The organism is Arthrobacter sp. K5, assembly GCF_040448525.1.
GTDB lineage: Bacteria > Actinomycetota > Actinomycetes > Actinomycetales > Micrococcaceae > Arthrobacter > Arthrobacter globiformis.
In genome coordinates, this window is sequence record NZ_CP159280.1 from 120,913 (window position 1) to 141,745 (window position 20,833).

The 20,833-nt window shown below is 59.4% G+C and carries 17 protein-coding genes and 1 pseudogene; 4 read left to right on the forward strand and 14 right to left on the reverse strand.

Annotated elements, in window-relative coordinates; genetic code table 11:
• Positions 1 to 287: 287 nt before the first annotated feature.
• The 12 genes and pseudogenes from ABRP34_RS22950 to ABRP34_RS23005 form a co-directional block, all read right to left on the reverse strand.
• Complete coding sequence (locus tag ABRP34_RS22950) at positions 288 to 983, reverse strand: FadR/GntR family transcriptional regulator (protein ID WP_353713646.1); 696 nt, start codon at positions 981 to 983, stop codon at positions 288 to 290.
• Between the two features lie 264 nt (positions 984 to 1,247).
• A complete protein-coding gene (locus ABRP34_RS22955) occupies positions 1,248 to 2,288 on the reverse strand; it encodes an NAD(P)-dependent alcohol dehydrogenase (RefSeq protein WP_353713647.1) in 1,041 nt (346 codons plus the stop codon).
• 40 nt (positions 2,289 to 2,328) lie between these two features.
• Positions 2,329 to 2,409 (reverse strand): annotated as a pseudogene (locus tag ABRP34_RS22960) (nuclear transport factor 2 family protein); the annotation flags it as partial.
• 78 nt (positions 2,410 to 2,487) lie between these two features.
• Positions 2,488 to 4,119: an APC family permease gene (locus ABRP34_RS22965; protein ID WP_353713648.1), complete on the reverse strand. Its 1,632-nt coding sequence runs from the start codon at positions 4,117 to 4,119 to the stop codon at positions 2,488 to 2,490.
• Positions 4,120 to 5,532: 1,413 nt separating this feature from the next.
• Positions 5,533 to 6,711 carry a Fis family transcriptional regulator gene (locus ABRP34_RS22970; RefSeq protein WP_353713649.1) on the reverse strand — a complete coding sequence of 393 codons (1,179 nt, stop codon included), beginning with the start codon at positions 6,709 to 6,711 and terminating at the stop codon, positions 5,533 to 5,535.
• Between the two features lie 290 nt (positions 6,712 to 7,001).
• Positions 7,002 to 7,352 carry a helix-turn-helix transcriptional regulator gene (locus ABRP34_RS22975; protein WP_353710747.1) on the reverse strand — a complete coding sequence of 117 codons (351 nt, stop codon included), beginning with the start codon at positions 7,350 to 7,352 and terminating at the stop codon, positions 7,002 to 7,004.
• Positions 7,345 to 8,436 carry a tyrosine-type recombinase/integrase gene (locus ABRP34_RS22980; protein WP_353713674.1) on the reverse strand — a complete coding sequence of 364 codons (1,092 nt, stop codon included), beginning with the start codon at positions 8,434 to 8,436 and terminating at the stop codon, positions 7,345 to 7,347. The genes ABRP34_RS22975 and ABRP34_RS22980 overlap by 8 nt, the downstream gene beginning before the upstream one ends.
• A gap of 380 nt (positions 8,437 to 8,816) precedes the next feature.
• Positions 8,817 to 9,008, reverse strand: a complete 192-nt coding sequence (locus ABRP34_RS22985; RefSeq protein ID WP_353713650.1) for a helix-turn-helix transcriptional regulator — start codon at positions 9,006 to 9,008, stop codon at positions 8,817 to 8,819.
• Between the two features lie 3 nt (positions 9,009 to 9,011).
• The gene (locus ABRP34_RS22990) at positions 9,012 to 9,536 is read right to left on the reverse strand and encodes a restriction endonuclease subunit S (RefSeq protein WP_353713651.1); all 525 of its coding nucleotides are present in this window, start codon (positions 9,534 to 9,536) and stop codon (positions 9,012 to 9,014) included.
• Complete coding sequence (locus ABRP34_RS22995) at positions 9,533 to 11,374, reverse strand: N-6 DNA methylase (protein WP_353713675.1); 1,842 nt, start codon at positions 11,372 to 11,374, stop codon at positions 9,533 to 9,535. Before ABRP34_RS22995 ends, ABRP34_RS22990 begins: the two co-directional genes overlap by 4 nt.
• A 438-nt stretch (positions 11,375 to 11,812) precedes the next feature.
• The gene (locus tag ABRP34_RS23000) at positions 11,813 to 12,379 is read right to left on the reverse strand and encodes a hypothetical protein (RefSeq protein ID WP_353713652.1); all 567 of its coding nucleotides are present in this window, start codon (positions 12,377 to 12,379) and stop codon (positions 11,813 to 11,815) included.
• A 58-nt stretch (positions 12,380 to 12,437) separates the two neighbouring features.
• Entirely contained in the window at positions 12,438 to 14,945 is a 2,508-nt protein-coding gene (locus ABRP34_RS23005; RefSeq protein ID WP_353713653.1) for a helicase C-terminal domain-containing protein, read from the reverse strand.
• A gap of 117 nt (positions 14,946 to 15,062) precedes the next feature.
• On the opposite strand from ABRP34_RS23005, the gene ABRP34_RS23010 reads away from it, so the two are divergent.
• A complete protein-coding gene (locus ABRP34_RS23010) occupies positions 15,063 to 15,815 on the forward strand; it encodes a DUF2971 domain-containing protein (protein WP_353713654.1) in 753 nt (250 codons plus the stop codon).
• Positions 15,816 to 15,817: 2 nt separating this feature from the next.
• On the opposite strand, the gene ABRP34_RS23015 is transcribed toward ABRP34_RS23010, so the two are convergent.
• Positions 15,818 to 16,141, reverse strand: a complete 324-nt coding sequence (locus ABRP34_RS23015) for a DUF4193 family protein (protein ID WP_353713655.1) — start codon at positions 16,139 to 16,141, stop codon at positions 15,818 to 15,820.
• A gap of 520 nt (positions 16,142 to 16,661) precedes the next feature.
• Entirely contained in the window at positions 16,662 to 16,865 is a 204-nt protein-coding gene (locus ABRP34_RS23020) for a cold-shock protein (RefSeq protein ID WP_104046164.1), read from the reverse strand.
• Positions 16,866 to 17,388: 523 nt separating this feature from the next.
• Between ABRP34_RS23020 and ABRP34_RS23025 the strand changes: the two genes are divergently transcribed.
• From ABRP34_RS23025 to ABRP34_RS23035, 3 genes are all read left to right on the forward strand, one after another.
• Entirely contained in the window at positions 17,389 to 18,480 is a 1,092-nt protein-coding gene (locus tag ABRP34_RS23025) for a tyrosine-type recombinase/integrase (RefSeq protein ID WP_353713674.1), read from the forward strand.
• Entirely contained in the window at positions 18,473 to 18,823 is a 351-nt protein-coding gene (locus ABRP34_RS23030) for a helix-turn-helix transcriptional regulator (protein WP_353710747.1), read from the forward strand. The genes ABRP34_RS23025 and ABRP34_RS23030 overlap by 8 nt, the downstream gene beginning before the upstream one ends.
• A gap of 290 nt (positions 18,824 to 19,113) precedes the next feature.
• Entirely contained in the window at positions 19,114 to 20,292 is a 1,179-nt protein-coding gene (locus tag ABRP34_RS23035; RefSeq protein ID WP_353713656.1) for a Fis family transcriptional regulator, read from the forward strand.
• Positions 20,293 to 20,833 lie beyond the last annotated feature (541 nt).

Here is a 20,833-nt window from a genome sequence, read left to right on the forward strand (position 1 = left end):
CCGGGCGGCCCTACCCCGGGCCGGGAATTTGGAATTTAGGGTATGAGGTACGTACCTCATACCTTTACGAAAAACTATGGCGCGCAATACGGTTGCGTGTCAAGAAGGATTCGTGGGTGCTGTTGATGATGACCTTGCACGGCCGTCAGGTCGGAAGGTCCAGTCCCCGATTCCGTTCTGCCGCTGGGCAAGGTGCGGTGCCGGACGGTGTCCTTGCGTTTTGCAGGGCTACTCTTGGTCAGCGCAGTGCGACAGTTGCCTTTTCGGGCAGGTGAAAACGGTAATGGTCAGTCGCCTTGCTTCAGGAGGCGCCGGATTTCGGAACGGGTGTTCTCGATATGGTCGCGCATGGACTGGGCGGCCCTTGGGGCGTTGCTGTCGCGGATTGCCTCGAAGATCGCCCTGTGCTGTTCCTGGTCTTCCTCCACTGGGTCCGGGTGGTTAACCATGTCGGCGGGGCTGAAGAACTCGCTTCGGGCCTGCCTAATGGCTGCTTCAAGGCGGCGGCTGCCGGCAGCGCGGGCTATGGCATCGTGAAAGGTCGCGTCGGCGGCTCTGAATTCTGAACGGTTTCTGGCGGTGGCTTGTAGTTCGATTGATGCTTCCATGGCATCGAGATCATCCTGGGTTCTTCGCGACGCTGCCAGCAGGGCGGCGTGGCTTTCCAGAGCGACCCGCACGGCGGTCAGATCGTCCAGCTCTCCGTCTTCGGCGGCCATTTCCCGGCGCCACTCAGCAAGCGGCTGGCTCAGCGCTGTCACAAAAGTTCCGCCGAGCTTTCCCCGGCGGACAGTGAGATAACCCTCGTCCTGGAGCAGCTTGAGAGCCTCGCGAAGGCTTACCCGGGCAACACCAAGCGTCTCAGCGAGCTGCCGCTCCGGCGGCAGCTGATCCCCCGGGCTGAGCTCGCCTCGGCGGATGAGACCTCTAAGATGTTCGGCCACACCCTGCGGGACGGAGACAGCACTGACTTCGCTCGACATAGGTCCTATCTTAAGTCCAAAATCTCAACCTGTTCTCCATCGCCCCAATAGCGTCAAGTCGCGCGTGGCGGGAAGCACCCGTTGACTTTGTCCAAACACGAAGGCTCGGCCGCCCGGCCACGGATCGGATGCGGTCAGCCTTTACCGCACGGTGATGCAGCCGCGAATGAAGTACCGCCGCAATGACAGGAAGGCCGAGCAGCGGGACGACGATCGCGACAAAACCAGTTGCGGGATGAGCTCGCCGCCTTGTCGGGCTGCTGATCAGCCGATTGTGGCGGCATCGATGACAAACCGGTAGCGGACGTCAGAGGCCAGGACGCGTTCGTAAGCCTCATTTACTTTGTCGGCTGAAATGACTTCGACCTCTGCGCCAATGTTGTGTTGGGCGCAGAAGTCCAGCATCTCCTGGGTTTCAGGGATTCCACCAATGGCGGAACCGGCAAGTATCTTGCTCCCGCCCAAGAGACTGAACACATTGACCGCAAGGGGCTCGCCCGGAGCCCCCACGCAGATCATTGCTCCTCTTGTACTGAGAAGACGGAGATATGCATTCAGATCGATTACCGCACTCACCGTGTTGATGATCAAGTCGAAACGTCCCTCGAGAACAGCGAAGGTCGCTTCATCATTGGTTGCGTAGTAGTGGTCCGCGCCGACGCGCAGCCCGTCTTCCTGTTTCTTGAGTGACTGGGACAGGACGGTCACTTCGGAGCCCATGGCGCGGGCAATCTTGACGGCTATATGTCCGAGCCCGCCAAGGCCGACGACAGCGACCTTTTGGCCGGGGCCAGCACCCCAACGACGTAGCGGCGAAAAGGTGGTGATGCCTGCGCACAACAGGGGCGCCGCTTCATCGAGCCCAAGAGTTTCCGGGATGAGTACTGTGAATGCTTCTGTGACGACAATGTACCTGGAGTAACCACCCTGCGTGATGGTACCGTCCCGGTCCAGCGAGCCGTATGTGCCGACAGCGTTGTCGCAGTGTTGCTCCTGACCGCCGACACAGGCCGCGCAGACCCGGCAGGAATTGACCAGGCAACCGACGCCCACGCGGTCACCGACGGTGCGGGTCTTTACTGCTGTTCCAACCGAGGTCACGATGCCCGCGATCTCGTGGCCCGGTACCAAGGGATACCGCTTGAGTCCCCAATCGCCGCGGACTGTGTGAATGTCGGAGTGACAGATCCCGGCGTATTCGATTCTTATGAGCACATCGTGAGGGCCAAGCTCGCGGCGATCAACAGTGGTAAGTGTCAGCGGAGAATTGGGGTCGGGGGCGGCCAGGGCGGGAACGGCATGCACGAGGGCTCCTCAGTAGGGGTTTGGTTTGAAATTGGCAAGGCTACTTCTCGTATTGGTGGTAAAGCTTTGCGATGATCTTCCATTCGCCGTCCTGCTTCAGCAGGATGTGAAGGTCGGTGCACCTCCGAGATGCAGCGCTTTGGGAGCTTCCCCGCCTTTGACCCGAGACCGGAGGCGGGGAAGCGCTTCACTTGGATTCCTAGGCAAATGCCGGCTGCTCAGTCTCCGCGCCCATGGATTGTCCGATTTCAGGATGCCTTCGCATGTAGCGCACGCCCTCGACAACGCCCCACCAGTAGAAGAGGAGTGAACCAGCGGCGACGACAATTGTGTCAACCGGTGCCGGAATGATGCCGATGCCAAAACTCCCTGCATAGCAGGCCAGGTATAGGAAGGCGAAGAAGAGAAGGAGCCAGAGGCCACCCTGAAGGTCAGAGCGCCCGTGCTTCTGCTTGGCGAACGTGACCGCGTACCAGAGAACGCCAATGGCGAGCAGCGGAATGGTGGGTGCAATGACTTCCCATTTGACCCAGGACACGACCATGCCACCGGCGGCGAACGTCAAAGGGGCAAGGAAACCCACCCCTCGAATCCGCGTGTCAGGTTTTGTGACGCCCGTACGGCGGAAGACGCTTGCCGAAACGGAGGCTACTCCGAAGGTAAGTGCACCCAGGATGCCAACGATGCTGATGATTGCGTGCCAGCTGGGCAGTGGCAGCAGGAATGCGAGTCCAATCATGTACGTCACGACAAGCGCGCGCCGGGGAACTCCCCACTTTTGGTCAATGCTCTGAATCCAACCCGGGAGGAAGCGGTTCTTGGCAAGAGCGAACATATTGCGGGCATTTGATCCGACGCCGATGATGGCTGCGCCAGAGGGGGAGATCGCTGCGTCTGCAATCAGGATCCAATAGAGCCACTGGATGCCAAGGATGAGCGCGAGTGAGGCGAAGGGCGAATCAAAGTTGACGCCCTGCCAGCCGGTGGCAGCAAGAGTATCGGCGGGGACGCCGAAAAGGAACGCCATCTGCAGGCCCATGTACAAGACCAAGCAAAAGACGATGGTTGTGATCATCGCTTGGGGGATCGTTCGGCGAGGGTTTCTTACCTCACCTGACACGGTAATGATGACTGAAGCACCGTTGAAGGAAAACAGGATGCCTCCTGTCGCGATGATTGAAAGTGCCGCATCAAGGCCATTGGGGGCAAACCCCTCGACCGTAAGATTAGATACTCCACCGGCCCCGCCGTTACCAGTGAATCCACTAAGAATGAAGGCGGCGATGGCCAATACAGGGATGAAGACCTTGATAAAGGTGACGATGTTATTGCTCTCGGAAAAGAGCTTGACTCCAAAGTAGTTCAGCAGCGTAAACACTGCCAGCAGTATTGCCGCGCTCAGTATCCCTAAAGGGGTTAGGGTCCCTCCGTCGAAGAGGCCCGGGATGTAGGAGCCCGCGTATTGCAATACGCCTGCCGCTTCCAGTGCCGGGACGCCGATGACCGCAATGACGCCGCACCAGCCGATGAGCCCGGCCGCGAGACGGCCGTTGGAGTAGAGCGGGTACCGACTCAGGCCGCCGGACTCGGGATGTGTGATGCCCAGTTCGGCGGTAACCAGGGCGAGGGCGAGCATTATGGCCCCGCCGATAAGCCAGGCGATTATTGAAGCTGGACCGGCAGCTTGGGCGGCGTACATGGCCGCAAAGAGCCAACCTGAGCCGATGACGCTGCCAATGCCCATGGCGACGAGCGACCAGTAACCAAGCCGGCGGTGAAGCCTGAGATCGTCCAGGGTCAATTGAGCGGTGATTGGATGGCGCTCAGACATGATTCCTCCAAGAATGCAATTTTGGCCTCGAGGGGCTTACCGAACCAACGGAAGTCAACCGACTTCCAAAGTGCTGGTCTCGGATGGGCATTAGGTCCATACCTAATACCTTTTACGATGTGAGCAATGACACTAGCACATGAGGTCTGGTTCACGCTAGATAAGTAGGAGTCAGTGTTAAATGTTCGACGATGGCTCGCAAATCATTCTGGCGGGCGCCTTGGGGACCGGAGTGGCCCTGCTACGGACGCAGTCGCGAATGAGCGCCTCCAGGCGACGCCAGCGAACCCATCGGCCCACTGTGGAAGAGAAGAGTCGAACGGCACCACATCGAAGAACTGTCTAGAGGCGGCAATTCGGGGGAGCAGGCTCGAAATTTGGAAACTAAGCCTACTGACTATATTTTGGTTGCAGTGTCTCCGCGTTCCCCCATTCGCGGATGCATCGACCTAGAAGGACCCCGCGGCGTTGACTCGTGCTGCGGGGTCCTTCGCCGTCTGCATACATTCCTGTGCAAGCCGCAGCCCTGACATGCCGCCGGTCTGGTTGTTCGAGCGCATGCCATCTTGCCGCCCGTCATGCCGCGTGAGAACAGGCGCTGACCAGGCAGGGGGCTGGACGACGGGAACGCTTAGGCTGACACTCCCGGAAACGAGGACACGCCGGCTCTTCCTGGTGGATAACAGGAAGGCATTCTCAACAGATCCCTGGTCCGGTCGGGCGGCGACGGGGACATGCACATGCTGTGCACGGCATCCGCATGGCTTTGTCCGGCTTTCTCAAAGTGTCAGCACCCCGCCCCTACGATGGTCGTCCCAGTCGAAGGAACAGGTGGTCTTAGGTGAACGAACAAGGCAGTGGAAAGGCGAGCCGGGTGCAGGTGGCGGGACTGTGAATTGCCACGTGCAGCTTTGCCTTGGCGCTGCTCCGGACGGTGCTCGACGTCCTCGAAGCCATGGGTCGATGAGCGGCAAACCGTGCTTGAGGGGTCGTGCAGGACCGGGTGGAGGGCGACCGATAGCCGGACGCGGGGCGTAGGCTGAAGGTGGGATGTTTCCAGCACCCATGGCGCCCGTCGGCACTGCTGACGGGCGTCGTAATTTAAGATGTGCCCTTACTGGGTCGCGCAGCGCGAATGGTCCATTACTCTCGGGGCAGGCATGTTCGGGCGTCAGGCTACTGCGGCACCGAGTGCGACATTGCGGGGGCGCGCGGCGTCAGGGCACATGGAGGACTGTCGCCAGCCCTTCAACGACTCGCATGTTCCGTCCTTCGTGCACTGACGACGCACCCCAGAAGCCCCTGCTCCCGAGAGGTTGAGAACTGGCATGCACGGGTATTCGTGGGCCGGGAGTAGGTGTCGCTCTGCAGTGCGTTCCTGCGATTAGCGGAGTGTCTCTGAACTGATCAGTCTCATCTGCTTGTAACAGCGCCGCGCACGGCTGAGATGTATTGGGCGTAGGCGGCTGCTGAGTCGGTAGCGTGGCGTTCGATGGTTGTAGGGGAGTAGCCGAGGGTGTCGGCGATGATGGCCACGGGTGCGAGTTTGGTGAGCTCGTGGAGAGTTCCGAGTCGCGCGGCTCGGGTGCTGAATAGCTTGCTGAGGCGTGTTGTGAGGTGTCCTGGGTGGATGTGCCGGCCGGGTGAGGTTCCGCGGAATACCCAGTTGGTGTTCGGGTGCGAGGCGGTTAGGTTGTGGCCGGGGTTTGCGGCGAGTTCCCGCCAGGGCGCATCTAAGGGCTCAGGCAGTGTGATCTGGATCGTTCCCAGCTGGATGGTGACCTGTTCTTCGGTGACGGTCACGTCATCCCAGGTTAGGCGCGCTATGTTTTCGGCCTGTTGCCCGAAGACGAGGATGAGGATCGCGGCGGCCTGATCTCGTGCTTCAATTTGTCCGCCGGCCTGGAACACGCGGTTTAGTGCTTCATCCTGTCCTGACTTGTCGAGTTTGGGGCTCGTTCCACGGCGATGCGGGATGATAGTCAGTCCTGCAGGAGCGGCCTTGGCCTTGATGGCCCATTTCAGGAAATGTTCAGCGATCCGCCTGGTGGTAGGTCCTTCTGCCTGCCAGAGGTCGAGATGAGTCTGGGTCAGCCCGGTCAGGTTGGTGCCGTGGCCGGTGAGCCAGTTGAGCAGATCGATGGCGACGGTCACTTGCTGCTTGGCACGCAGGAAGGTGCCGCGGGTGACTTCGTCCATCTGGTTCATCCGGCGTAGGTGATGCCAGCGGATGTAGCGGCGGATGATGTCGCGGTTCTCAGGGTTGCTGACCCGGTCTAAGGCCTGTGCTGACCAGTTCTCGTAACGCGTGCGGAGTTCATCGCGGCGGGGCAGCACCCCGTGTTCGGTGAGGAGGCCGCGGACGTATTCGCGGGTCCGCGAGTCGGGCAATCCATCGAAGCTTTCATGCGTGATTTCTGGCGTGACGGCGAGGTTTCGAAGGAAAGCGGTGACGTGCTTTTGCTGGATCCAGGTGATGCCGCTGTTGGCGCGTTTCATCGACTTCAATGCTGCAGCAAGCGGAATCAATTCGGGCGCCATGACTCCCCGCGACGGGTCCGTGAGCAGGTCATCAACAACGGTGGCCAACACACAGCTCCAGCAGCGGCCGCCGCTGTGAAGTTCGTCTTCTGCTCCGCAGCTCTCGCAGTCGACGTTGAGTCGGATGCCTGAGCATCGACGGCAGGCAGGTTGGTCATCGATAATTCCGGGCAGGACGCCTTCGTGGCCGCAGGCGCAGGTGCCACGAGTGCGTTTGGCTTGCTGGTAGCAGTAGCCGCAGACTCCGCCATCGGGCCAGCGCGCGACGGTTTGGTGGTGCTGGCCGCAGCGGCCGCAGGGGACCGGCCAGCGGATGGGGTCCTCTGCTTTGCGTGGCCTACTCACCCGTCTTCGGGAGCAACGAGTCGGACGCGTCGTGCGACCGGGTTGCCTGGTTGGATGCCGAGGTCTTCGCTGCGCTTGGGGGCGTTGGCTGTCGCTGCGGCGCGCATTTCCACGAATGGTTCGAACAAGTCGTTGGGTGTGCAGTCCAGGATGTCGCAGAGCGCGGCGAATGTCCTGGCCGGAATGCGCTCCGGCGTGGATGTGACCAGCCTGTAAACCTGACTCTCGGAGAGATTGATGCCACGGGATTTCAGGAGCGGCATCAATTCGGTGGTCTTCCAGAGGTTCTGTTTTGCCATCAAGGCTCGCAGGTTCCAGCGGTAGCCAATCCGGCGCTGTTCAGGCATCTGGGTCCTCCAAGTTCGCGATGCGGCGTGCAATCATCTGCTGCACGGTTTTCTGCTTGAAGTCCGACGATACCGATGTGTAGAGCCCGGTGGTCGAGGCGTAGGAGTGGCCAACCTGAGTCTGCACGAAGGCCGCGTCGTAACCGGCTTCGATCAGGTGGGTCACGTAGGAATGCCTGAGGCAATGCAGGCCCAGCTCCTGGGGCAGGCCGACGGCATCCCGTGCAGCGGCGAACGCATCCCCGAACGAGCCCAGGGACATCCGGGCGCCACGCTCACTCGGCCAAAGCGCCGAGGACCTTTCTGCGGTCGGGAACTGCTGCCGCAATCCACCGGATGTCCATGTCTTGAGCTGGTCCACGACCCAGTCGAACTCCGGCACGGTCAACACGGTGCGCCGTCTGGGTCCTGAGCCCGCGGTGCCCTTGGCAAACCGAACCTGGACTGCCCCGAACCGGCCGTAGTCGCTGACGTGAGGGTTCGGGCCGAAGTCCTCCAGGTCCAGCATGGTCATTTCACGCCGGCGAAGCCCGTAGGCATAACAGACCTTGAACGCCACCGAGTCACGGAACAGGGGCAGCCAGCGCTTACTGCCGGCGGCGTATTCCCGGTCGACGAGGTCATCGATGTAGTCGAATAACCGCTGCAGCTCCGCCTTGGTGAACGAGCGCTTCTTCGCCGGGACGGCATCATCGGTGGTGTGCCGTGGCATGTTCCACTCGAAGCAGATCTGGCTTGGAATATCACCGAAAGTCCGTTCGCAGAACTCGCCCCACCCATAGCCCGGATGGGTCAGGTAGGAGCAGAACATCGCCACAGCGTTGCTGTACGAACGCAAGGTCTTCAGGCTGATCGGCTTCTCGCCAGAACGCAGATCGCCCAGGAAGTCTTCGATGTCGGCCGGACCCCATTGCCACGGAAATTCACCCGTGAACCCCTGAAAACGCTCCAGCAACTGGCAACGCTTCTTGATGGTCTCGGTCGTGAGCCCGCGCGCCAACATCTGCGCCCGCCAGCCATCGAGCATGGCAGTAAAAACCCGTTCATCAGCCCGGAACAGCCCAATGTCCGGATCGACCAGCATCCGCGGAACGAAACCCGGAACGGCACCACTCACTGCAACCCCTAAACCATGGAAACATGCATTAGATGCAGGAAACCTATAGCGGCAAGGGATCCGCGGGCAAATTCAGCCGTGTCGACAGAACGGTTAGGTCCGTCGGAAAGCCTGCCTGACCTGCGGAAACACCCCGGTTCCTCCAAGCACGGGAGTACTCGCAGCTACTTCTACTCCCGTGGTTTTAACGCCGATAATGAAGATTCTGTAAAGCTGGGGGAGTAGGGGAGTCCCATTCACCATCTCCGCCGGCCTCTTCCGTCGACGGAACCGAGGTTGCAGTCAGCGCCGCACTCAGAGCATGTCCCGGTATTCCTCGTTGCCGGAGCCGCCACCAATCTGAAACTTCATTTGGCGCTCCGTAGCTCGACTCTTAGACCGAGTGCCGCAGTGAGTTTCGTCAGAGTAGCGATCGAGATCGGTACTCCCAATTCAACGCGTGCAACCGTAGGTCGGGAGACCCCGGCCTCCTTAGCAAGCCCGGCCTGGCTGAGGCCTCGCTTGGTTCGTGCCTGTCGAATCTGCTCACCGATGCTCATGAGTCACACCCCAGATACCAGTGCCTGCAGGCTGTCGAGCGCTTTTTCGCGTTCTTTTACAACTTCGCGCATAGTACACTCCATGAAGTTCCAGTTCGGTTCCCCCTCGGCGGTTACTGGGAGGAAGATCACCGCATCGATCATGTCCTGAAGCTTCCACTTATCGACATAGACGTAGTTTTTCCCAACTACTTCGATGAGCGGAGCAATGAACAGACCAGATTCAACAGTCATTTCGAACTTCGGATAAAGGACGTTAACGTCATCGGTGGCCCAGAATGGAACCGGCTGATAGAAAGTCTTTCCAGGAATTGTGCCGTTATAGGCGGTCGTCAATACGTTGCCCGGGTGAATCTGCTCGTCATTGCTAATCATGTGGGTGTATCCGTTATTGAAGAGAGACGCCCCGACATAGGGAATGTCACCTTCGACCCGATCTAGGCTTCTCAGCCGCGATCCCTTAACCACATCGAACAGGTGTCCGATGCGGAACGGCATCCAGCCTGTCAGGTCGATTTCTCGGCTCACTTCGCTACCTCCAGCATCACTGCATCTACTGTCTCGCCTACGCTTGCCGAATACGTCGCGATCCTGCCCAGCCGCTCCATCATTACCCTCGAATCAAGGCCTCGCTGAAACATCACATAGTCCATCGCCGCGCGCGCGAGGTCTTCTTCTGTAAGTTTGAACGGCTTCGCCGAGGCCTGCCAGCTGAGGCTCTCAGTCGTGTCAATCCACTGACCTGTGGAGTGCTTGTTGTCGTCGCTGCGCTCGATCGCGTCGATCCAGTAGTCCTCAATCGCAGGCCAGCGGCCGTGCACGTCGTGGCGGCCCTTGTTCTTCACTGTCACCAAGCCGTCTTCGGCGATGTTCACCGCGAAGAACTTCTTCCCATCTTGAGGCTTGCCTGCCTCAAAAACGAAGATGCTTGTGGTTACACCAACGCCAAAGAACAGATTCTCCGGCAGCTTCACGACCTTCAGAAGTCGATGATGCCGCAGTATGCGAGACATCTGACCCTTGCTCGTCTTCTCCAGCTTCTTGTCGGGGAGGATGAACCCACACAGGGTTCCACGCTCGACGCTGTCGAGTACGTTTTCGACGATCTTCATGCAGCCGAACTTGTTCTCGTAGGGCGGGTTCATCAGTACCTTCGTCGCCCGAGTGCTCTTCATCCAGTCGCTCGCGCTCTCCGTGCGCGCGTCCATGTGCGCCAGGTTCGTCTTGCCGTCCTTGTGGATCAGCATGTTCGCGCAGGCAAGAGCATAGATTTCCCGATCGAACTCGATGCCGTAAAGCTGCCTGGCTTTGATCGACTTCGCCTTCGTAGTGTTCACTCCACCGGCTTCGTCGATCATCTTACTCATTGCCTTCACAAGGAATGAGCCAGAACCGGCACAGGCATCGAGCACGCGATCGTCTTTGTCGACTCCGAGCAGACGATACATGAAGCCTGTGACGTGATCGGGCGTGAAGACCTGACCCGACTCGCTCTTCTTCTTGTACCTGTTGAACTCGTTGAAGAAGATAGCCATGACATCTTCACCATCCCAGGCACTGGAATTGATGAGACCAGAGATCTCAGTCACCCAGTCGATAAAGTCGCCAATCAGCGTGGTCAATCGAGCCACTGCAGCGGGATTGTCATCATCGGTCGAGACGTTCATCTTGATCTCTGAGTAAACCTCAGCAAGCAATTCCAACTTGGCGTTCTGTTGTTTGTCGGCCCTGATTGCCTTGTTCAAAGCACTCAAAATGCCACTGTGAAACGCGGAATAATCCATCCCACGCACAAGCACCGCGTCGTAGCGGCGTGCCACGAGCGCGCACGCCGTAAAGATCATTCGGTGGTAAAGGTTCTTGATCCCGAAATCTGAGTGGAGCGAGTTATTGATCCGCATCGTGAGCTCGTAGATGCGTTCTTTGTCGATTGGGCGCTCGGTCAGCTTATCGAAGTAGAACTCCTTAGGCTGCAGCTCATCCGGCACGTGGAGGGGCTGGCCGTTCACATAGGCACGAGTGCGTTCGCCATCGAACACAAGGCCGATTACGAGGTCATATCTGGTGCGGACGGTGGCGCAATACTTCTCGACCTGGACTCGCAATGCTGGAGAATCGATCGGCATCGCATCGGGAGCCTTCGTCTCAAGCACCAGAGCCACGGTGCCACGATCCACGGGCAAGTACCAACCATCTGGCTTGTTTGAAGCACCGTCACCAGTAAAACCAAGCTGCTTCATTGTGGTGATTTGCCCAACGCCGCTCTTCGCCACAGAGGAGGAAACTCCAGACAGGCCGAGTACGGAATCGGCCAAACTTCGTACCTGGTCCTCTGTTTCTACAGCGTTTTCTACAGCGTTCGGCATTGCCACAATCTCCTTCTTCTTTGTATCAAATAAGATACAGATTTTTCTGCGTGGATCGGCATGATTCCGACCCGTGTCGCAGCAGAGCTCGACCAGGAAGGCCTCTTGAGAGCAGCGACGTGGCGTGAGCTTCGCCCCAGCGCTGCTCCCGGCGCGTTTCAGCAACCTTGGCAGGTGATGGAGTAGAAACCCTCGGAGCAGATACGCGTTTCTCGCATCCAATGAGCGCCCAAATGTAAAGCTGGGTTCGGGAGGGGTAAAAGACGCCCTCCTCGCGGCTCAAAAGAGGTTGTGGCTTGCTCCGGCCCAGTGCGACCGGAGACGGCTCTGCGGAGGGCTCGGGCGCGCGCGTGAGAGTCGATCTTGGGTTGCCGTAGGAATTCGGCTGCTTGACTGGCGAGGTCATCGAAAGTTCTTGTCGGTGTGGCATCCGGTTTCTCAGGCGTGGGTTAAGTAGAGTTGCCGAATCCGTTCGGCAACTCTTTGTTGCGCAGGACCAAGAGCGGCAAAGCCGGCGTTGCGGATAGCCTGCGCTTCTCCAACTGACAAAATCTCCGCCGAAGATCCGAAAGCGACCTGCAGCCGCTTGACGCTCGCTCTGATGTCATCGTCAAATACGAGGCCTTGCAATCGATGGAGGTTCTGGCCTGCGAGCAGGGCGTTTGAGTCCTCTTGAGATCCGATGCGCAGATCCCTACTGAGGCCCCCGTCGTTGCCAGCCTGCATTTCGAGGGATCGCAGCAGCAAGTGCTGGCTCCTGACATACGTAACGAGGGCAGTGTGCAGCTCTTTCATGACTTCGAGTTCGAATGCTTCCCTGCGGTCTTCGCGCTTCTGCTTCCGCTCGGATTGGCGCCCAATTTCGTCGCGCTTTCGGATCAAGGCTTCTTTGCGTTCGTCTGTCCTGCCATTGAGCCACCAACCCAAGACAAACGAAAGGACAGATGCTGCGAGAGGCGCTATCGCTTTTGCGAGTTCGACACAAAACTGCTGCCAATCCGTCATCCTGCCATTCCCTCATCCATCCTGGGCAGCCCAGCATCAAGTCCGCCGGCGCAGTTGTTCACCGTTGCGTGCCCGCGCTCTCAGAGTAGGACGAGTCCGCGGCGAAGATTTGCCCAGCGGTTAGCCCGTTTTCCTCCAGCAGGATTGAGATCTTGGCGGCGTCGCCAAAGTCGTCGCCGAGAGCGAGGAGGAAGGCCACCACGGCACTTTTCAACGCCTTCAGACCATTCGCGTTCACAATCCTCGTGCCGGCTGGTGGGGTGCCGGTCCTTTCGACGGTTGTTTTGCGGTGAACCATGACAGGAATGATGTGGGCGTCTGCGCCGTAGTTGCTTTCACACCAGTTGACGGACCCGCCGAGCTGGTTGATGTCCTTCTTGAAAATGAAATCACTTTCAGAGCCGGTTTTGGCCTCGATCACGGCGTATGTATGGTTGCCGAGAGCCCAGAGAACGTCTGGGCCCACACCTTGTTCTTCCTCCGGTTGGTGGCTCCGGATACCCAAAAGCGCTGCCAGGTCCGCCATAGCTGCCTCAGCCTCGGTGGTGCGATTGGGGTTCCACGTCAGGTTATCGAGGATGGCCTGGCCACCTAGGATCAGTTCGGCCCCGTTTGTAAAGTTTTCGCGAAGAAAGTCGCGGCAGGCGTCGGCTTGGGCTGTAGCGGCCTCCACTGGTTCGAACGACGCCCCGGCTAGTGGCCTCAGAATAGCCATGTTGTGGTTTCGCCCCTCATCCAATTCAGCCTGTGCTTTGACGGGGTCGAATGCGTCGGTGTAGCCAGCTAGGGTCTCGGAGAGCCAGCCGCCGTAGCGTGCGTCGCCGGCTACATGTGCGGCGGTGACGGCTTCTTGTGCGTGTGCGGCCGCGGCGCGAGAGTCGCCGCGTACGGCTGCGTTGTAGGCGCGTCTGAGGTGGGTTGCGGCTGGGTCGATAGTTGCGGCGCCGTAGACGATGCCTTTGAGGGCGCCGCGGGATGCCTCACGGAACTTTTGATCGCCAGAGACAACCTGTTCAATGACGGACACAATGTCCTGCACGTTTGCGCCTTTCATACCCGCTGCTACTGAACGCGACATATTCAACTGCGCCCGGGTGGCCGGGGAAAGTTGGCTAGCGGCATCAGCATTTGCGAGAAGGCGGGTCAGGCCGGCGCCGAGAATCACTACTGCGCAGCGGTCATCGCGGCTACGGACTCCACGCCCCATGCCTTGTTCGACACGCTGTACCTGTCGGGAGGTCATTGCCCTGCTCTTGCGCAAGGCAGCGGCTTCACGACGTTCCATGCCTGTGTAGGCCTCCGGAATACCGTCGATGATAAGCACACGGCAGGCATCACCGGGCAGGTCTATTCCGTCATACCTGTTGACGATGACTACCAGGCCTACATGGCCGTCGTTGAGCCGCCGTACCTGTTCACCGATCTCCTCCATAGTGCTGACGGTGCTTTTTGCCACAGCGTCCCACTCCTGCGCTTGGGCATGGCTGGGCACAAGGACAACAACGTTGTGATGTTCGGCGAGCCCGGCCGCCATCTCCCGGACCTGCTCGTGCTCGACTCTGGGGTTGAGCGATATGGGGGCGAGGATGAGCCGGTCCCCGAGATCGGTCGCCGACGCAGGCACGACGGGGTCAGCAACGCTGGCCGGATCAGCATCGAAGTGGGTCACAAGGACGCTGTCCTCGGCCAGAGTGGCTGTCAGGTAGACCCGCCGCTGGGCCTCTGAGAAGCTGGGGAATTTTTGGATAGGAGGGCACTGTGGCTTGATTTCCAGCCCGGCTGATGTCACGACCGCCTGGCACAGTTCAAGTTCCTCTGCCAGCAGGGGCCACACCCATTCGAAGGCTTTCTCCTTTCTGTGGGGGTGCAGCGCGTCAAGGACCCCATTTCGTTTTTTACGCCAAGACCAGAACGGTATCCGCAGGACCGCCGAGTGAACTCCCGACGCGATGTCCATCAATGTTGTGTTGCTCTGCGCTTCAAGATCCTCGATAAAGAGGTTCATGACCTTTTCGAAAGCAACATGGGTATTGGGGATGCGGAGGGTTGACTTGCTTTCCAGTTCCATCACTGCCGCGTGCGCATCGTCGATCACCACGGTCCCGACACTGATGGGCTGCCGTGACGTCGTGCTTCCTTCGAGGCCGAAGCGGGTCTTCCCATTAATGAGGACGCCCACGGAGACGACCAGGATCGCTTGGGAGAAGAGGAAGCTCTCATCGTCCGGCGAGTCCGTTACTTCCAGTCCGAGCGCATCGGCTTCGGCCCTTACCTGGGCGGCGAGGTGGGCGTCGGCAGTGATGTACATTGCTGGTCCGCGGCCCTCATTCAGGGAGCATTGAAGTATCAGCAACCCGACGATCGTCTTCCCACCGCCGGTGTTTGTCTTGATGACCAGGTCTCGATTGTCCCGACGATCCCGCCATGCCTGCAGCACGTCGCTCTGGACCGACCGGAGGTAGCCGTAGCCCTCTTCTTTGTTCGGTAGAGCGTCGAACAAAGCTTCAGGATCGGTGATAGACGACAACTCCCCGCCCAGAGCGAGTTTTCCGAAGTCGAACGCCATGCGTGTGCCCCCAATATGTCGCAACGTGATGATAAAACAACACTACTGTCCAGGGGAAAGGCGACAACAACCTTCGGTCCTGAACTTCCGCCGTCGCAAGCGGATAGGCTGCAGGGCGTGTTTGTATCTGAATTTCACCCCAGCTTCACGAATAGGCCGGGCGACGATGATGTGCTCTGGCGCTACATGGATCTTGCCCGGTTCCTCTCCTTACTTGAAGACGAAGCCATCTATTTTGCTCGTGCAGACCAGATGAGCGACAGGTGGGAAGGATCCTCCAGCCAAGCAAACGTGGAGTTGCGCCCTCAGCTCTATGGTGAGTTTTTTGAGGATATGAACCGTCAGTATGTGGGCATGCGCGAATCAGGGCTTAGATCGACTCACATAAATTGCTGGCACGAGTCTCCGGTTGAATCGGCGGCCATGTGGGACATTTACCAGCGTGAGGGCCGCGGCGTCGCCGTAAAGACAACATGGGCGAACCTGATGGCGAGTATCGGCTCTGATAGGAGTATTTTCGGAGGTCGCGTCAACTACGTCGATTACAGGACAACCTTTATCCCGGAGGGGAACTTCTTTGATCGCTTCATGCACAAACGATTGAGTTTCAGCCACGAGCGCGAGGTTCGTCTCATCATGATGACAGGGCGAAGCATGCCGCACCCAACCGAGGAAAACACCGCCATCCCCCTTGGGCCGGAACCGCCGGTGATTCCCATACCTGTCGATCTGAAGCGGTTGATTCAGGCCGTTCACGTTGCCCCAGACGCTCCTGATTGGGTGAGCGATCTGATTCAAAAAGTGTGTAGGCGATATGGACATGTATTTTCTGTGCTGCATTCAGATCTGGCGAGTGATCCAATCGCCTGAGATTACTGATCCTTCTGGTGGGTGTCAGCCTCCGCACTCAATGCAGTACGGCTGGCCGTGCTTTCGCGGCCGAGCTGGGACCGGTGCCGGACCAGGCAACAGGATGCACAGGTGAACTCGTCCTTGCCCCTGCGGGACGACCTGAACAATGAGTTCCTCGGAGACGATTTCCCACCGGGCGTCAGCCCTTCGTCGAGGGCGTCGACTTCGTCCAGTTCGCTGACGACGCTGCGGGCGTCAGGGGCGCTGGCGGACTTCAGGGCCGCTAGGGAGCGGTCTTGGGATTCCTTGACGTCGGAACGAACTTCGTCGTAATCGGTAGCCACGGGAGGTAGTTCTCATTTCCGTCGTTAGCCGAGTCTTTCCCGACCAGAGTGCAACGTATCGCTTTCTTCGTGCGCCGCCCTTAGCGAGACATTCCCCCAAGAAAACGGCAAGTGATTGGATCGGCGGCACTGGTGGAGGGGAGTCAGCCGGACTGCTTGAGGACTGTTTCCGCAGGTAGGAACACTTTCTAGTCAACAAGAGGCCGATACCCGATGAAGCGGTGGAGGAGGGGCGATCTTGCATCCGATGCAATAATCACTGTTCTACTTTACATAACGCCGGCTATCAGTGAACGGTGTCGGCACTGGGGGAGTGTCAGGGCGCCAGGTCTCCGACTTCGTGATCAGCTTCGTCGGAGGACGGGAGCTTCCTTCTGGCCGGTTTCGGTGAAATCCGCCGGAGCTGACGCCTTCGGCTGGCAGGCCTTCATCGTGGTCATGCTGAGCATCTTTAGGTCAAGGGGCAGTGTGGGGAACAAAAAAGCTGACCGGCTTGCGCCGGTCAGCTTTTGACAACCGCTTAGAGCGGCTGGATGTTCTCTGCCTGCGGACCCTTGGGGCCCTGGGTGACGTCGAACTGAACCTTCTGGTTCTCGTCGAGGGATCGGTAACCGCTGGATGCGATTGCCGAAAAGTGTGCGAACACGTCAGCGCTTCCGTCGTCGGGGGCGATGAAGCCGAAGCCCTTTTCGGCGTTGAACCACTTGACTGTACCTGTTGCCATGCTTGTTTCCTTCACGGGTCGCGGGCCGGATCCGCTTTTCGGACTGCCGTTCCCGCCACTCACACCATGAGCCTATGTGGCAGCAGTGGGGGCGGGCAAGAGAATGGTCAACGGTTGGACTCCCGGAGGACGGTCCACGAGGCTTTGGCAGCCCGACCTCGAGTACCTTGCTGAAGCCGCGCCCCAAAGACATGGTGAGTCGCTGCGGTTGACGTAGTCCTGGAGGGCCATCCGATGATGTTGCCGGAGGCCTTCGGAAGCCCCTCCCGGACGCTAGCTTTACATAAGAATGGTTATCGGTGTTTAAACCACGGGAGTGGAAGTAGCTGCGAGTACTCCCGTGCTTGGAGGAACCGGGGTGTTTCCGCAGGTCAGGCGGGCTTTGCGACGGACCTGACCATTCTGTCGACACGGCTGAATTTGCCCGCGGATCCCTTGCCGCTATAGGTTTCCTGCATCTAATGCATGTTTCCATGGTTTAGGGGTTGCAGTGAGCGGTGCCATTCCGGGTTTCGTCCCGCGGATGCTGGTCGATCCGGACATTGGGCTGTTCCGGGCTGATGAACGGGTTTTTACTGCCATGCTCGATGGCTGGCGGGCGCAGATGTTGGCGCGCGGGCTCACGACCGAGACCATCAAGAAGCGTTGCCAGTTGCTGGAGCGTTTTCAGGGGTTCACGGGTGAATTTCCGTGGCAATGGGGCCCGGCTGACATCGAAGACTTCCTGGGCGATCTGCGTTCTGGCGAGAAGCCGATCAGCCTGAAGACCTTGCGTTCGTACAGCAACGCTGTAGCGATGTTCTGCTCCTACCTGACCCATCCGGGCTATGGGTGGGGCGAGTTCTGCGAACGGACTTTCGGTGATATTCCAAGCCAGATCTGCTTCGAGTGGAACATGCCACGGCACACCACCGATGATGCCGTCCCGGCGAAGAAGCGCTCGTTCACCAAGGCGGAACTGCAGCGGTTATTCGACTACATCGATGACCTCGTCGACCGGGAATACGCCGCCGGCAGTAAGCGCTGGCTGCCCCTGTTCCGCGACTCGGTGGCGTTCAAGGTCTGTTATGCCTACGGGCTTCGCCGGCGTGAAATGACCATGCTGGACCTGGAGGACTTCGGCCCGAACCCTCACGTCAGCGACTACGGCCGGTTCGGGGCAGTCCAGGTTCGGTTTGCCAAGGGCACCGCGGGCTCAGGACCCAGACGGCGCACCGTGTTGACCGTGCCGGAGTTCGACTGGGTCGTGGACCAGCTCAAGACATGGACATCCGGTGGATTGCGGCAGCAGTTCCCGACCGCAGAAAGGTCCTCGGCGCTTTGGCCGAGTGAGCGTGGCGCCCGGATGTCCCTGGGCTCGTTCGGGGATGCGTTCGCCGCTGCACGGGATGCCGTCGGCCTGCCCCAAGAGCTGGGCCTGCATTGCCTCAGGCATTCCTACGTGACCCACCTGATCGAAGCCGGTTACGACGCGGCCTTCGTGCAGACTCAGGTTGGCCACTCCTACGCCTCGACCACCGGGCTCTACACATCGGTATCGTCGGACTTCAAGCAGAAAACCGTGCAGCAGATGATTGCACGTCGCATCGCGAACTTGGAGGACCCAGATGCCTGAACAGCGCCGGATTGGCTACCGCTGGAACCTGCGAGCCTTGATGGCAAAACAGAACCTCTGGAAGACCACCGAATTGATGCCGCTCCTGAAATCCCGTGGCATCAATCTCTCCGAGAGTCAGGTTTACAGGCTGGTCACATCCACGCCGGAGCGCATTCCGGCCAGGACATTCGCCGCGCTCTGCGACATCCTGGACTGCACACCCAACGACTTGTTCGAACCATTCGTGGAAATGCGCGCCGCAGCGACAGCCAACGCCCCCAAGCGCAGCGAAGACCTCGGCATCCAACCAGGCAACCCGGTCGCACGACGCGTCCGACTCGTTGCTCCCGAAGACGGGTGAGTAGGCCACGCAAAGCAGAGGACCCCATCCGCTGGCCGGTCCCCTGCGGCCGCTGCGGCCAGCACCACCAAACCGTCGCTCGATGGCCCGATGGCGGAGTCTGCGGCTACTGCTACCAGCAAGCCAAACGCACTCGTGGCACCTGCGCCTGCGGCCACGAAGGCGTCCTGCCCGGAATTATCGATGACCAACCTGCCTGCCGTCGATGCTCAGGCATCCGACTCAACGTCGACTGCGAGAGCTGCGGAGCAGAAGACGAACTCCACAGCGGCGGCCGTTGCTGGAGCTGTGTGTTGGCCACCGTTGTTGATGGCCTGCTCACGGACCCGTCGCGGGGAGTCATGGCGCCCGAATTGATTCCGCTTGCTGCAGCATTGAAGTCGATGAAACGCGCCAACAGCGGCATCACCTGGATCCAGCAAAAGCACGTCACCGCTTTCCTTCGAAACCTCGCCGTCACGCCAGAAATCACGCATGAAAGCTTCGATGGATTGCCCGACTCGCGGACCCGCGAATACGTCCGCGGCCTCCTCACCGAACACGGGGTGCTGCCCCGCCGCGATGAACTCCGCACGCGTTACGAGAACTGGTCAGCACAGGCCTTAGACCGGGTCAGCAACCCTGAGGACCGTGACATCATCCGCCGCTACATCCGCTGGCATCACCTACGCCGGATGAACCAGATGGACGAAGTCACCCGCGGCACTTTCCTGCGTGCCAAGCAGCAAGTGACAGTCGCCATCGATCTGCTCAACTGGCTCACCGGCCACGGCACCAGCCTTGCCGGGCTGACCCAGGCTCGTCTCGACCTCTGGCAGGCAGAAGGACCTACCACCAGGCGGATTGCTGAACATTTTCTGAAATGGGCCATCAAGGCCAAGGCCGCTCCTGCAGGACTGGCTATCATCCCGCATCGTCGTGGAACGAGCCCCAAACTCGACAAGTCAGGACAGGATGAAGCACTAAACCGCGTGTTCCAGGCCGGCGGACAAATTGAAGCACGAGATCAGGCCGCCGCGATCCTCGTTCTTGTCTTCGGGCAACAGGCCGAAAACATAGCGCGCCTAACCTGGGATGACGTGACCGTCACCGAAGAACAGGTCACCATCCAGCTGGGAACGATCCAGATCACACTGCCTGAGCCCTTAGATGCGCCCTGGCGGGAACTCGCCGCAAACCCCGGCCACAACCTAACCGCCTCGCACCCGAACACCAACTGGGTATTCCGCGGAACCTCACCCGGCCGGCACATCCACCCAGGACACCTCACAACACGCCTCAGCAAGCTATTCAGCACCCGAGCCGCGCGACTCGGAACTCTCCACGAGCTCACCAAACTCGCACCCGTGGCCATCATCGCCGACACCCTCGGCTACTCCCCTACAACCATCGAACGCCACGCTACCGACTCAGCAGCCGCCTACGCCCAGTACATCTCAGCCGTGCGCGGCGCTGTTACAAGCAGATGAGACTGATCAGTTCAGAGACACTCCGCTAATCGGACGAAGCCACTGCAGAGCGACACCTACTCCCGGCCCACGAATACCCGTGCATGCCAGTTGAAAACTGGCAGGGAACAGGGCTCCAGGATGCTGTGCGTGGAAAACGACGACGATTCGGCCGCGCTCCAATTTGAACTGCTCGCCTCGGTAGACCTTGGCCCCTGCTGAACTGACCCCGTGGAGCATTTCCTTAGAAGGTCCTACAAAAGTAAAAGATCCACAAAAGGTCACGGGCGCACGATTCCCCCTTCAGGGAGCCCTTCGCCACGTGTTATGCGGCTACTTGTTGCGGCCGTCAGCAAGCGTCGTCCTGCAGCTCCACGAATAGATGACATCTATATCCATTGCAAGATTATCTATTGGGGTTATTGAGGCTGCGTACCTAATCTAGTGACATGCCCCACATAAAGGTGAAGGTTCACTCGCCGACAAGGGCGACGGGCGTGCTTCCCCTTTCCGGAAACTCTTTACGAGAGAGAACGATGCCCCAACCGCGGTCCCGGCCGGC